Below are 14308 nucleotides of genomic sequence, written 5' to 3'. Positions count from 1 at the left end.
GAAATTATTTAGTGTTTATCGATTACTACTTAATATACTAATTATTCTTTTTCGTCCGTAATATCATCAATAGCCGTGCCATCTTCCCCTTTGACTTCGATATCCCTAATATCCACTTCGTCCACCGGGTCATCTTCTTTCATTACTTTGGCAACTGCGGCAATGGAATCGTTGTCCTTTAGGTTGATGAGTCGAACGCCCTGTGTAGCCCGTCCCATTACCCTTAGGTCCTCAACGCCCATTCTAATGGCAATTCCAGACTTGTTGATGATCATCAAATCATCGGTATCGGTTACGTTTTTGATGGCTACCAAACCTCCGGTCTTCTCGGTAATGGAAATGGTCTTCACACCTTTTCCGCCCCTGTTGGTAATCCTATAGTCCTCAATATTGGAACGTTTACCATAACCTCTTTCGGACACCACAAGAATATCGTCTTCAAAATTATGGACGGAAACCATTCCTACCACTTCATCCTTGTCGTCTGCCAAAGTAACACCTCTTACACCTGAAGCGTTCCTTCCCATCGGCCTGGTTTTTGATTCTTCAAAACGAATGGCTTTCCCTGACTTGAGCCCAAGGAATATTTGACTCGTACCTGTGGTCAGTTTAGCTTCCAGCAACTCATCGTCCTCACGTATGGTGATGGCATTGATACCATTTTGACGCGGTCTGGAGTATTGCTCCAAAGATGTTTTCTTTACCGTTCCCTTTTTGGTCGCCATGATGACAAAGTGACTGTTCACATATTCCTCATCTTTTAGGTCCTGGGTACAGATAAATGCCTTGACCTTGTCATCCTGCTCTATATTGATCAGGTTTTGGATGGCCCTACCTTTGGATGTTCTACTTCCTTCAGGGATTTCGAATACGCGCATCCAGAAACATTTTCCTTTTTGGGTAAAGAACAACATGTATTGGTGGTTGGTGCCCACGAACAGGTGCTCCAAGAAATCCTCGTTTCGGGTAGAGGATGCCTTTTGACCAACTCCTCCCCTGTTCTGCGTCTTGTACTCGGTAAGCGATGTTCTTTTGATATAGCCGGCATGCGAAATGGTAATCACCACTTGTTCATCCGGAATCATATCCTCGATGCTCAAATCTCCACCTGCGTAGTTGATTTCGGACCTTCTATCGTCACCATACTTCTCTTTTACCTCAAGAAGTTCATCTTTGATGATTTGCATTCTGCGCTCCTTCTTTTCAAGAATATCCTTCAAATCTTCGATAGTCTTCAAAAGTTCCGCATGTTCTTCGCGCAATTTGTCCTGCTCCAGTCCGGTAAGCTGACGCAAACGCATTTCAACAATGGCCTTGGCCTGAACCTCGGTCAATTTGAAACGTTCCATCAACTTATTACGCGCTTCCTCAACATTGGAAGAACCTCTAATAATGGCAATTACTTCATCGATATTGTCCGAAGCAATAATGAGTCCTTCCAAGATATGGGCACGATCTTCGGCTTTTTTAAGTTCGAATTTGGTTCTTCGAACCACGACCTCGTGCCTGTGCTCCACAAAATGGTGGATAATTTCCTTAAGGTTCAGCAGTTCCGGCCTACCGTTAACAAGCGCAATGTTGTTTACACTGAACGAGGATTGAAGTGCCGTGTACTTGTACAACATATTGAGTACAATGTTCGGAATGGCATCACGCTTCAAAATATAAACGATGCGCATTCCGTTTCTGTCGGACTCATCCCTTATGGTAGAGATGCCTTCTATTTTCTTTTCGTTGACAAGGTCGGCAGTCTTCTTGATCATATCCGCCTTGTTCACTTGGTAAGGAATTTCGGTAACAACGATACTTTCCTTCCCCTGGACCTCTTCAATAGTGGCCTTGGCACGCATCACTACACGACCGCGACCTGTATGGAATGCTTCTTTTACGCCATCATAACCATAAATGATTCCGCCGGTAGGGAAATCCGGAGCTTTAATGTGCGTAATGAGTTCATCTATCTCTATATCGTGATTGTCAATATATGCTACGGTACCGTCCACAACCTCACGAAGATTGTGCGGCGGCATGTTGGTAGCCATACCTACGGCAATACCCGATGCCCCGTTCACCAATAAGTTGGGAATACGGGTCGGCAATACGGTAGGTTCCTGTATGGTATCATCAAAATTAAGCTGATGGTCCACGGTATCCTTATCGATATCGGCCAACATCTCCTCGGCGATCTTGCGCATTTTGGCCTCGGTATAACGCATGGCCGCAGGGCTGTCGCCATCCACGGAACCAAAGTTACCTTGACCATCCACCAACATGTACCTAAGGCTCCATTCCTGGGCCATACGCACCATGGTATCATATACGGAAGAATCACCGTGCGGGTGATACTTACCTAAAACCTCCCCCACGATACGGGCGGACTTTTTATGCGAACTATTGGACCTGACCCCTAAATCGTGCATTCCGTAGAGCACTCGTCGGTGAACAGGCTTTAAACCATCACGAACATCTGGCAGGGCACGTGACACAATGACCGACATTGAATAATCAATGTAGGCAGATTTCATCTCATCCTCAATATTAATGGGAATTAACTTTTCTCCTTCCGCCATGCTTATTTATTATAGATTTTTTGTGGTTAAATTATCATGGCAATATACAGAAAATAGCAGCTTTTATAACCCTTTGCGAATACTTTATTAAAAAAATTATCAACATTGCGGCCATAATCGATATTGGAACAATAAAGGTTTGTTAAATCCCAAAAAAACATTAATTATTCCGACATTTACCACTACTTTATCGAATAAGGGTACGGTATTTGACCACCATAACAATACTTTTATTAATTTTAATTGCTGAAAAAGAAACGTATGGACGATAATTTTTCCCCCAGAGTAAAAGACGTTATAGCATACAGCAAGGAAGAAGCCCTAAGACTGGGCCATGACTTTATTGGTACGGAGCACCTTATGCTAGGTCTTTTAAGAGACGGAAATGGCAAAGCCATAAATATATTGGATGCACTCGACGTGGATTTGGACCACCTGCGCAGAAAGGTGGAAATCCTTAGCCCGGCGAACCCCAACTCGGGAACAATCCAGAAGGACAAAAAGAATCTTCACCTGACCCGCCAAGCGGAACGGGCATTGAAGACCACATTTTTGGAAGCAAAGCTTTTCCAAAGTTCCTCTATAAACACAGCACACCTATTGCTGTGCATCCTTAGGAACGAGAATGATCCAACAACCAAATTGTTGCACAAGTTAAAAGTGGACTACGACAACGTCAAGGAACAGTTCAAATCCATGATTACAAGTGACGACGATTATATAGACACCCCTCAAGCGGAATCCTTCCCGGGGGACACAGATGATATGGGAGATAGCAAAGAAGGCTCTTTCGGTTCCGGAAGCGCTGCACAAAAAGGAAACAAAAAATCCAAAACCCCGGTTCTGGACAACTTTGGACGCGACCTTACCCGTTTGGCCGAAGAGAACAAATTGGACCCCGTTGTGGGCAGGGAAAAGGAAATTGAGCGTGTTTCCCAAATATTGAGCAGACGTAAAAAGAACAACCCGTTGCTTATTGGTGAGCCCGGTGTGGGCAAAAGTGCCATTGCCGAAGGTCTGGCATTGCGCATCATCAACAAAAAGGTATCGCGAATACTTTACAACAAACGTGTAGTAACCTTAGACCTTGCCTCTTTGGTGGCCGGTACAAAGTATCGTGGCCAGTTCGAGGAGCGCATGAAAGCGGTTATGAACGAATTGGAGAAGAACGACGACATCATCCTGTTTATTGACGAGATACACACCATTGTAGGTGCTGGTGGCGCAACTGGAAGCTTGGATGCCTCCAATATGTTCAAACCCGCATTGGCAAGGGGAGAAATTCAATGTATCGGTGCAACAACGCTGGATGAATACAGACAATACATAGAAAAAGACGGTGCCCTGGAACGTCGCTTCCAAAAGGTAATGGTAGAGCCCACCACCGTGGAAGAAACCATTGAAATTTTGATGAACATCAAGGGCAAGTACGAAGAGCACCACAATGTAAATTATACGGACGAAGCCATTATGGCCTGTGTAAAATTGACCAACCGTTACATGACGGACCGTTTCCTTCCGGACAAGGCCATCGATGCCTTGGATGAAGCGGGCTCAAGAGTACACATTGTTAACATGGACGTTCCCAAACAGATCTTGGAACTGGAAAGCCAGCTCGAAGATGTTCGCGAACTCAAGAACAGCGTTGTCAAAAAACAAAAGTACGAAGAGGCTGCCAAGCTACGTGACGATGAAAAACGTCTGGAAAAGGATTTGGCGACCGCACAGGAGCGTTGGGAAGAAGAAAGCAAACTCCATAGGGAGACCGTATCGGAAGACAATGTTGCCGACGTAGTTTCCATGATGAGCGGCATCCCCGTAAACAGAATAGCACAAACCGAAAGCAACAAATTGGCCGAACTGCCGAACCTCATCAAAGGATTTGTCATCGGTCAAGATGAAGCCGTATCCAAAGTTGCGAGGGCCATCCAACGTAACCGCGCTGGACTCAAGGACCCGAACAAACCTATTGGTTCGTTCATTTTCTTGGGGCAAACCGGTGTGGGTAAAACCCAGTTGGCAAAAATTTTGGCCAAGGAACTCTTTGATTCCGAAGATGCCCTTATCCGAATAGACATGAGCGAATACATGGAAAAATTCGCCATCTCAAGATTGGTGGGTGCACCTCCGGGATACGTAGGCTATGAAGAAGGTGGACAGTTGACGGAAAAAGTCCGTCGCAAGCCCTACTCCGTTATTCTATTGGACGAGGTGGAAAAAGCTCACCCCGATGTATTCAACATGCTGTTGCAAGTACTGGATGACGGTTTCCTGACCGATAGCCTAGGACGTAAAATCGATTTTAGGAACTCCATCATTATTATGACTTCCAATATCGGTGCCAGACAATTGAAGGATTTTGGACAGGGCGTAGGTTTTGGGACCGCAGCAAAAAAGGCTCAGGCGGACGACCATCAAAAGAGCGTTATCGAAAATGCCTTGAAAAAAGCATTTGCCCCCGAGTTCTTGAACAGGATAGATGATGTTGTGGTATTCAACGCTCTGGAAAGAGGGGACATTCACAAAATCATTGATATTGAGTTGAACAAACTCTATAAAAGAATCAAGGAAATCGGTTACGATTTAACGCTTTCCGACAAGGCAAAAGATTATATCGCCGATAAAGGGTTTGACAAGCAATATGGTGCAAGACCTCTAAAAAGAGCCATCCAAAAGTATATCGAGGACTCATTGGCAGAGGAAATCGTGAATTCCAAGTTGGAAGAGGGCGATAGCATTTTTATGGATTTGGACGAGAGCAAAGAAGAGCTCACCATCAAAATTAAAAAAGCCGAAAAATCACCTGAGGCCGAAAAATAGATTCGAACCTTATTAAATACAAAAGCTGACCGTCCGGTCAGCTTTTTTTTTGCCTAAAATTTAGCAAAAACTACTTGCCCGTTTTGTGCTAAAAAATTATGTTTGAAGTTTATTCGAACACAACCTATGATCTACACCCTCACCTACGAATCGGTAATCGTAAAACCAATGGATAACCAAGAGATGGGACTTTTATTGGAGCAATCACGCAACAACAACATACGCGACAATATTACGGGCTGCCTTATATATTACATGGGGGGATTTATACAGGTCCTGGAAGGGGACAGGACAAAGGTTCTTGAGCTATACGAAAAGATTAAGTTGGACAAGCGCCACAAGAATGTGCACATGTTTTCTTATCCAAGGTAAATCGTTATCCAAAGTTCTTGATAGGTACTCTTCATAAATACCTGTAAACCAATATTACTTTTGATAATACTATCGTGATAACGTTTGTTATTTTCAAATGAATGCAATGTCGCATTTACCTAAAGAAATAACAAATGGACACAGAAAAAGAAATCGGATTTCTGATCAAAGAATGTGCAGACCACCTAAGGAAGGAAGGCTACAGTGAACCACGGATCAAGGATTACCATCGCTTATGGCGGGATGGAATCCGGGAGTACATGCACAGGAACTCCCTGCCAAATTACAGTAAGGCCATCGGCGAGGACTTTTTGGACGGCATGCCGATAATGAGCGCTTCCCACATGCGTGCGATCCGTCGCAGCGTACACGTGCTGGATGATTTTCTTCTATATGGGAAAATCAGGAAAAGAATCGTACAATACGTAAACCACGAACTGCCCGGTGAGCTGGGAAAAGTTGCATTGGAGTTTATAGCGTCCCAGGAAAAACTCCGGCGCAGCAAACTCACCGTCAATGAGCATCGGCGTATTTTAAGTTATTTTATAGCCCATCTTACATTAAGGTCGGTAGACCATGTTTCCGATATTGGCGAGGACGACGTCCTTACGTTCATATCGTCCGCCCAGAACTGTAAGGACAAGTATCTCAATACCGTCCGTCTGTTCTGCCGTTTCCTGTACCAACGGAAGTACATCGGCAGAAACGTGGAATACGTCATCGGAAGAAACAATTATCCAGTGCGTGAAAAACTGCCCTCGGTATACGATGCCGACGAGATAGGGCTCATCGAGAATACTGTGGAACGCTCCAGTCCGGTGGGCAAGCGCGACTATGCGATGCTCCTTCTGGCCACTAGGCTCGGCCTGCGCTCTTCGGATATAGCGGGACTTACCTTCGGGAACCTGGATTGGCAGCGGAACCTCATATGCCTGGCCCAGTACAAGACAAAGAAAATAGTGGAACTGCCGCTCCTGGCCGAAGTAGGGGAAGCCATTATCGATTACCTGCGGTATGGCAGGTCCCTTTCCGATCTACAGCAGGTGTTCCTGACCGCTACCGCTCCCTATCGTCCTGTCAACAGAATGGTCATCAACGGAGCGGTAAGCAGAACGATAAGTGCATCCGGTGTCGATCTCAAAGGGCGAAAGTTCGGCCCCCACGCCATGCGCCATACCTTGGCAAGCCGATTATTGAACAACGGAACTTCGCTGCCGGTCATTTCCGAAACACTTGGGCATTCCGATACGCAGGCGACCATGAACTATCTGCGCATAGATATGGACAACCTGATGCGCTGCGCACTTGACGTGCCCTTGGTATCCACAAATTTTTATGAGCAGAAAGGAGGTGTTTTTTATGGATAGGCAATTTAAATACCGGAGCGTGTTCTCCCCTTACTTCGAGAGTTTTATGAAGATGAAGGACGCCATGGGGTACGGGCTCAACAAATTCGGGTATACATTCTTGGAACTTGATAGGTTCTTCTTGGAAACCGGGGCCACCGACACCTATATAACCAGTAGGCAGATTGCGGCATGGAGGGCGACCCGTTCAAACGACGGGGCCAGAACGCTGTACGAAAAGTACTCCGTCCTGTCCCAGTTCTGCCGGTATATGTGCCACCTTGGCCATGAATGCTACGTCCCGCGGATGCCCAAGAGAAAAGAGATAGACTTCATGCCGTATGTCTTCACCCATGAACAGATGGGAAGTATCTTCAGGGAATGTGACGGACTGGCCATATCGAACTGCAGCAATATGAGCACGGCCCTGGTCGCCATACCCGCCCTGATACGCTTACTCTACAGTACCGGGGCGAGAATTGGCGAAGCTTTGGCCATCAGGAACATGGATATCGATTACGCGCACGACCGGATTATCATAACGGAAACAAAAAACAAGATGCAGCGCATGGTACCCATAAATCCGTCCCTCAAGGAAGTAATGAAGCAGTACGAAAGTTATAGGGATCGCATGCCCGTCGAAGGCCTTGCGGACAGGGAGCGTTCTTTCTTTGTGACGGCCAATGGAAGGCCGTTTGCAAGAGGCACCGCATACAGCTGGTTCAAAAAGGTGCTTAAACAGTGCGGCATACCGCATATAGGGAAGCAACAAGGCCCGCGTGTTCATGACATCCGGCACACCTGTGCCGTCCACTCCCTTGAAAAAATGGTAAAAAGCGGAGCGGATATTTATTGCGCGCTTCCGATTCTCTCAACCTTTCTGGGGCACAAGACGATAGCGGGAACTGAAAAATATGTAAGGATGACACGGGAAATCCATCCGGACATCATTGATAAGGAAAATGTCCTTACCTCATTTGTGTTCCCCATCAAAACCGAAACAGATATCGATTATGGAAACGACTACTGATTTTGCAAAACACCTGACAAGGTTCTTTAACGAATATCTCGTCGGGGAAAGGGGGGCCAGCCCCCATACGATAAGATCTTACGGCAACACCTTTACCCTCGTGCTCGACTATATGGACAAGGTCGGAGGGACCGCGGCCGACAGGTTGACCCTGGACCACTTTAAAAGGGAAACCGTTCTCGGCTTTCTTGATTGGCTCCAGCAAAAACGTATGTGTGCCAACTCCACCAGAAACCAGCGATTGGCCGCCCTGCATTCATTTTTTGCATATATGCAATATGAAGATGTCAAACGCCTTGGGCAATGGCAGAGCATCCTGTCCATCAAGGTCAAGAAACAGGAAAGAAGAAGTACCGTCAATTACCTGACCGTTGACGGGATCAAACTTCTGCTGGAACGGATACCCGCAAACACCGGAACGGGACGGAGGAACCTAGCATTGCTGGCACTGCTTTATGACAGTGGGGCAAGGGTAAATGAACTAATAGAACTGACCCCTTCGTCCCTTAACCTGAACAGGCCATGTTATGTCACCCTTTTGGGTAAAGGCGGCAAAAAAAGAATGGTCCCGTTGCAGAACGAACAGGTAAACCTGCTGCAGTCCTATTTGAGGGAAAACCGTCTTGATGACCCGGCGAACAACCGTCGGCCGTTGTTTGCCAACAATCGGGGCGGAAAACTGACCAACTCGGGAGTGGCCTATATCCTAAATCTTTATGCCAGGGATGCGCGTTCGCTCAGACCTGACCTAATCCCCGAAAAAATCAGTCCGCATACCCTGCGCCATAGCAAGGCAATGCACCTTTTGCAATCCGGTGTAAATCTGGTATACATACGTGATATCCTGGGACACGTGTCCATACAGACCACGGAAATCTATGCAAGGGCCGATTCAAGGCAAAAACGTGAGGCATTGGAGGCCGCATATATTGCCGTTATACCTGCTCAAGGGAAGATAGGATCTTGGGAAAGGGACTCGAAACTTAAGGAATGGCTTAAGAACTTCACCAAATAATCAATATCGTTATCCGAAGCTGTTTCAAAAAGTATACTGGTTAATATTCTTATTGCCAATTACTTATGTAAACCCACTTTGGATAACGATTTACTTTGGATAACTAAACTTATCACGACTCATGATAAGTTTTCCGAAGATGAGAATGTGGAAAGAAGCTTCGCTAATTGGGGAATGGCCTATTATCCCATTGATGCCGAAACCACAAGCAAGAGCGAATTTGAGCAGTTTAAAAGAAACCTATTGCTTTTGGCCGACTTGACGACACCCAAAAACCTAACCGCAAAATTATTCTGGGAAAGGATCAAAATATTGATTGCTGATCCTCCCAACCATGGGTAGTCCATATCTGACAGACTGTTTATAAAATAGCCCAACACCATAAATACAGCTTAGATTTACCATACATAAGATATTTTAGCGTTTAATCTATTATTTTTCCGCTAGCCTGCACTCCCCCATAATTTCGTAACCGAGACACTATAATTACATTTGGGGATGAAAATAACTTCTAAAAAGAAGACCGTGGTGGTACGCGAGTACCAGCTCGAAGTAGGCACCGTACAGGTTTTTGAAAACTACATGGTAGCCTCCTTCAATGAGGGCGCCACCATTACATTGGAAAGGACTTATCAAATAATCGGAATTTCCGAAATCCATTTTAGAGACCGGGACTTTGGCTATATCAGCCTACGAAAAAATTCCTATGCAATAGATCCTACCGTTTATAATTACTTGAGAGGCATGGAAAATCTCAAGGCATTTGCCATAGTTTCCAAAAAGGAAATAGACATGCACAATTTCAATATTGAAAAGATGTTCTATAAAAAACCTATGGAATTTTTTATTGAGTTCGACAATGCCTTGGCATGGGTCCAGAAAAGACTTAAAATCAACAAAGGGAGCAAAAAATCCTAGTTGGTCTCTTTTTGCTCCACTTCGGGCTGTCGAAGTAATTCGGCATAAGCATTCCCAATGTGCTCCACCAACACCGAAGCTTTCAAGGCCTCATATCCTTTTGCAGAGGCACCCATGTCTCCCGCCAACCCGTGTAAATACACACCAAATATAGCCGCCTCCACCGGAGCATATCCCTGGGCCATCAGCCCCGTTATAATGCCGGTCAAAACATCACCGCTGCCCGCTGTGGCCATTCCCGGATTTCCGGTCGTATTTACATATCCTTTGCCATTATAAACGGTAATGGTATGGGCACCCTTGATCACGATCACTAAATTGTGCTTTAATGCAAACGCCTTGGCCTTTTCAAGTTTTTCAAAATCAGAATCCCAATACCCTATCAACCGCTCCAGCTCCTTTGGATGAGGGGTCAGCACCGACATTTCAGGCACATCCTTCAACATTTCTGTATTTTGTGATAAAATATTGAGTCCATCGGCATCGATTACCATCGGCGATTTGTTCTTCTTCAAAAAGGCACAAAAGGCCGAAACCGTGTCATCATCTTGGCCTATTCCCACTCCTATTCCCACCACCGTTGGTTGAAATGGAACCTCAATTCCCGAAATATACTTATCCCGAGAACCGGTAAGCACCATCACTTCGGGAACTGCCGTTTGCAGGGCATCATACCCACATTTGGGAATAAAAGCGGTGACCATTCCACTGCCCACAGTCAAACAGGCGTTACTGGCCAACTGTACTGCACCTATCTTGCCATAACTGCCCCCAACGATCAGCGAATGCCCAAAAGTTCCCTTATGGGAGAATTTGAGACGCGGCCTATACAGGGGCAAAACCTCGGGTCTCCCGATCAATTCAAAATCCGCTTCGGTATTGGCAATAAAATCGGGGTTCAACCCAATATCGAGTACCTCCCATTGGTTTACATACACCCCTGTTTTCGGTAAAAAGAAAACCAATTTGGGCAACTGAAAACTCAGCACATAACTGGCCTGTATCACATAATCAGGGTTCCAGGGCGCCTCGTCCAACGGCAAACCGGATGGCACGTCCACCGATAGTACAAATGCCCGTGAATTATTTATATGTGCAATAAGGCTTCCCACCCAATCATCGGGAGCACGGTTAAGCCCGATACCAAAAATTGCATCCACCACAATATCGTTCGGGGAAATCTCGGGCAGATCGCTCTCTTTATTTATAAAGTCGGGCCAAACTTTAAGGTCCTTCAACCGTTCCAAGTTCAACAGAAAATCTTCCGAGCGTTTATCGCTATAATTCACTACATATACCTTGATGGAATAACCATGTTCGTGCAACATTCTGGCCAGTGCAATGCCATCGCCCCCATTGTTTCCGATGCCGCAGAACAATTGAATATTGACCTGGGTGCCCCTTAATCGGGAATGAAGCCATTCGAACAACTGGTTTGCAGCCCTTTCCATGAGGTCATCACTCTTTATCTGTTCTTTTTGTATTGTGGATTTATCAGCTTGATAGATTTGTTGGGCAGAAAAAATTTTCATTCAATAAAAAAAATTGATTATTCGTACGGATTTCGCAAAAAACAACATCAACGATTTGATGAAGCACACAAAAGTACTACATTTATCATCTCATTATAGAGCAATGGAGTTAAAACAAACGGATATTAACCTTAATTTGATGAATTCTTTTTCATCAACCTTCACTATTACCACTACCACCCCTTTGGGGTAAGTCTGCTATATATAATTCCGTCCGTCTTTTAATCTATTTTCAATTTTTTACAACAAAATTTCTTTATGAAAGTCTTAAAATTTGGAGGCACTTCCGTTGCCAATCCAGAGAATATCAATAAGGTCAAATCCATCCTTAACAATCAAAATAACAATAAAATCGCCGTGGTGGTTTCCGCTTTCGGCGGTGTAACCGACCTGCTCCTCAAAGCATCCCGTTTGGCATCCGAACAAGATGTAGGTTACACAAAAAGCATTAAGGAAATCGAGGACAGGCATATTTCCGCCATCAGGGAACTGATTCCCGTGAAATCACAGAGCGCGGCCCTGAGCAAGGTAAAAAGTGAACTCAATATTTTGGAAACTTTATTGGAAGGGGCCTTTTTAATTGGGGAGCTCACGCCAAAACTATCCGATAAAATTGTGAGCTACGGCGAATTGCTTTCATCCTTTATCATAAGTGAGTTTCTTAGATCTGAAGGATTGGATGTTGCCTTCAAGGATAGCCGGGAGCTGATTAAAACCGATAATAATTTTGGGAGGGCCAACGTAGATTTCAAAATTACGAATGCCAACTGCAAGGAGTTCTTCTCATCCAACAAGAACCAGATTACCATACTACCGGGATTCGTGGCGTACAGCAAAAATGGCGACCTGACTACTTTGGGGCGCGGTGGTTCCGATTATACCGCCGCCATTATCGCTGCCGCAGTGGATGCGGAAATTTTGGAGATATGGACCGATGTAAGCGGCATGTACACCGCTAATCCAAAGTTGGTAAAACAGGCCAAATGCGTAGCTAACATTAGTTATCAAGAAGCTATGGAGCTATCACACTTTGGTGCCAAGGTGCTTTATCCACCAACGATTCAGCCTATTTTAGGCAAGGAAATCCCGATTGCCATTAAAAACACGTTCGACCCTGAAAAACCGGGCACTTTGATTGCCAAAAACACCAACGGAAATGGAAAAACCGTTCGTGGAATCAGTCATGTGGGAAACATTAGCCTGCTTTCATTGGAGGGTCCGGGAATGATAGGTATCCCAGGCATATCCAAACGATTTTTCGAAACACTTTCCGTAAAAAACATCAGCATTGTTCTGATTACCCAAGCATCCTCCGAGCACTCCATTTGTGTGGGTATTGCCGATGAGGACGTGGATTTGGCTGCCGAGGCGGTGAACGAGACTTTTGAGTTCGAAATCTCCACAAAAAAAATAAAGCCCGTCATTGTAGAAAAAGACTTGACCATTGTGGCCCTGGTGGGAGACAATATGAAAAGCCATCAAGGTTTGAGCGGCAAAATGTTCAGTACCTTGGGAAAAAACAATGTAAACATCCGCGCGATTGCGCAAGGAGCCTCGGAACGGAACATTTCTGCGGTAATAAAGAAAGAAGACGTAAAAAAAGCGCTCAATTCGTTGCACGAGACCTTTTTCGAGGAAAACATCAAACAGCTCAACCTTTTCGTGATGGGCGTTGGGAATGTAGGCTCCAAATTTTTACAACAGATTCGTCAACAGAAAAAATATTTAAAAGAGGAGCTAAAACTCAATGTGCGTGTTATCGGCATCAGCAATTCCAGAAAAATGGCTTTTGATGAAAGCGGCGTTTCCCTGAAAGATTGGGAGAACACTTTGGAACAAGGAGAGCCGGCGGACAAGGAGGCATTTTATGATCGCATCATTTCGCTGAACTACCGCAATAGTATTTTTGTGGACAACACTGCAAATGCCGAAGTTTCCAAAAGCTATTCCAGCTACCTCAAAAACAGTATTTCGGTGGTGACCTGCAATAAAATTGCATCATCTTCGGATTACGCCTATTACAAAGAACTGAAGCAATTGGCCAAGCAATACAATGCACCATATCTATTCGAGACCAATGTGGGTGCAGGTTTGCCCATTTTGGATACTTTGAAACATCTAATCGCCTCCGGAGACAAAATCAGGAAGATCCAGGCCGTTTTATCGGGCAGTCTCAATTTTGTATTCAACACGTTTGATGATTCCACTACCTTCCACGACGTGGTAAAACAGGCTCAGGAACAAGGCTATACCGAACCCGACCCGACCATCGACCTCAGTGGTGTTGACGTGATGCGGAAAATATTGATTTTGGCCAGGGAGAGCGGCTATCAATTGAACATTGATGATATTGAAAATGAAGCCTTTTTACCAAAGGAAAGTCTGGAAACCGACTCCAACGAAGCTTTTTTTGAAAGCCTGAAGAAATATGAAGCTGATTTTCAAAAATTGTACAAGGATGCGGCCGACTCGGATTGCAAACTAAAATATGTGGCCCAATTTGAAGATGGAAAGGCCAAAGTGGGACTGCAGCAAATACCGAAAGGACATGATTTTTATAACTTGGAGGGAAGCGACAATATCGTTCTTTTCTTCACCGATAGGTATGTAAATCAACCTTTGATCATAAAAGGTGCCGGAGCGGGGGCGGATGTTACTGCATCGGGTATCTTTGCGGATATAGTTCGAATCGGAAATTTCTAAAC

Annotated in this window: 10 protein-coding genes; 8 read left to right on the top strand and 2 right to left on the bottom strand. The window is 45.0% G+C overall.

The genetic code is table 11. The annotated features are described in order from the left end of the window. Positions 1 to 41: 41 nt before the first annotated feature. A complete protein-coding gene (gene gyrA / locus GVT53_RS03660; RefSeq protein ID WP_166247470.1) occupies positions 42 to 2570 on the bottom strand; it encodes a DNA gyrase subunit A in 2529 nt (842 codons plus the stop codon). 261 nt (positions 2571 to 2831) lie between these two features. On the opposite strand from gyrA, the gene GVT53_RS03655 reads away from it, so the two are divergent. The 7 genes from GVT53_RS03655 to GVT53_RS03625 all read left to right on the top strand — a co-directional run bounded on the left by GVT53_RS03655 (position 2832) and on the right by GVT53_RS03625 (position 10071). After that, a complete protein-coding gene (locus tag GVT53_RS03655) occupies positions 2832 to 5390 on the top strand; it encodes an ATP-dependent Clp protease ATP-binding subunit (RefSeq protein WP_166247469.1) in 2559 nt (852 codons plus the stop codon). A gap of 126 nt (positions 5391 to 5516) precedes the next feature. Further along, positions 5517 to 5762, top strand: coding sequence for a BLUF domain-containing protein (locus GVT53_RS03650; protein ID WP_166247468.1), 246 nt, complete (start codon positions 5517 to 5519; stop codon positions 5760 to 5762). A gap of 134 nt (positions 5763 to 5896) precedes the next feature. Next, complete coding sequence (locus GVT53_RS03645) at positions 5897 to 7129, top strand: site-specific integrase (RefSeq protein ID WP_119648326.1); 1233 nt, start codon at positions 5897 to 5899, stop codon at positions 7127 to 7129. Then, the gene (locus GVT53_RS03640) at positions 7098 to 8138 is read left to right on the top strand and encodes a tyrosine-type recombinase/integrase (protein ID WP_119648325.1); all 1041 of its coding nucleotides are present in this window, start codon (positions 7098 to 7100) and stop codon (positions 8136 to 8138) included. Before GVT53_RS03645 ends, GVT53_RS03640 begins: the two co-directional genes overlap by 32 nt. Beyond that, positions 8122 to 9153, top strand: a complete 1032-nt coding sequence (locus GVT53_RS03635; protein WP_119648324.1) for a tyrosine-type recombinase/integrase — start codon at positions 8122 to 8124, stop codon at positions 9151 to 9153. Before GVT53_RS03640 ends, GVT53_RS03635 begins: the two co-directional genes overlap by 17 nt. Positions 9154 to 9231: 78 nt before the next feature. Next, positions 9232 to 9495 (top strand): hypothetical protein, encoded by a 264-nt coding sequence (locus GVT53_RS03630; protein ID WP_166247467.1) that lies wholly within the window; start codon positions 9232 to 9234, stop codon positions 9493 to 9495. Positions 9496 to 9651: 156 nt separating this feature from the next. Beyond that, entirely contained in the window at positions 9652 to 10071 is a 420-nt protein-coding gene (locus GVT53_RS03625) for an STAS/SEC14 domain-containing protein (RefSeq protein WP_166247466.1), read from the top strand. Here the strand turns inward: GVT53_RS03625 and GVT53_RS03620 are convergent. Then, on the bottom strand, positions 10068 to 11603 hold the full coding sequence (locus GVT53_RS03620) for an NAD(P)H-hydrate dehydratase (protein WP_166247465.1): 1536 nt from the start codon (positions 11601 to 11603) through the stop codon (positions 10068 to 10070). The two genes, GVT53_RS03625 and GVT53_RS03620, sit on opposite strands and share 4 nt — an antisense overlap. A 258-nt stretch (positions 11604 to 11861) precedes the next feature. Here GVT53_RS03620 and thrA point away from each other — a divergent pair, with 258 nt between their 5' ends. After that, positions 11862 to 14306 (top strand): bifunctional aspartate kinase/homoserine dehydrogenase I, encoded by a 2445-nt coding sequence (thrA, locus tag GVT53_RS03615; RefSeq protein ID WP_166247464.1) that lies wholly within the window; start codon positions 11862 to 11864, stop codon positions 14304 to 14306. Positions 14307 to 14308: the final 2 nt, after the last annotated feature.

The organism is Flagellimonas oceani (genome assembly GCF_011068285.1).
In the GTDB taxonomy this organism is placed as follows: domain Bacteria; phylum Bacteroidota; class Bacteroidia; order Flavobacteriales; family Flavobacteriaceae; genus Flagellimonas; species Flagellimonas oceani.
This window is presented reverse-complemented; position numbering and strand designations above follow the sequence as displayed.

Bases quoted from the DNA above. Each gene is read 5' to 3' on its own strand.
- GVT53_RS03640 (WP_119648325.1), top strand. From the start codon at position 7,098: ATGAGCAGAAAGGAGGTGTTTTTTATGGATAGGCAATTTAAATACCGG.
- GVT53_RS03620 (WP_166247465.1), bottom strand. From the start codon at position 11,603: ATGAAAATTTTTTCTGCCCAACAAATCTATCAAGCTGATAAATCCACA.
- gyrA (WP_166247470.1), bottom strand. From the start codon at position 2,570: ATGGCGGAAGGAGAAAAGTTAATTCCCATTAATATTGAGGATGAGATG.
- GVT53_RS03625 (WP_166247466.1), top strand. From the start codon at position 9,652: ATGAAAATAACTTCTAAAAAGAAGACCGTGGTGGTACGCGAGTACCAG.
- GVT53_RS03655 (WP_166247469.1), top strand. From the start codon at position 2,832: ATGGACGATAATTTTTCCCCCAGAGTAAAAGACGTTATAGCATACAGC.
- thrA (WP_166247464.1), top strand. From the start codon at position 11,862: ATGAAAGTCTTAAAATTTGGAGGCACTTCCGTTGCCAATCCAGAGAAT.
- GVT53_RS03650 (WP_166247468.1), top strand. From the start codon at position 5,517: ATGATCTACACCCTCACCTACGAATCGGTAATCGTAAAACCAATGGAT.
- GVT53_RS03635 (WP_119648324.1), top strand. From the start codon at position 8,122: ATGGAAACGACTACTGATTTTGCAAAACACCTGACAAGGTTCTTTAAC.
- GVT53_RS03645 (WP_119648326.1), top strand. From the start codon at position 5,897: ATGGACACAGAAAAAGAAATCGGATTTCTGATCAAAGAATGTGCAGAC.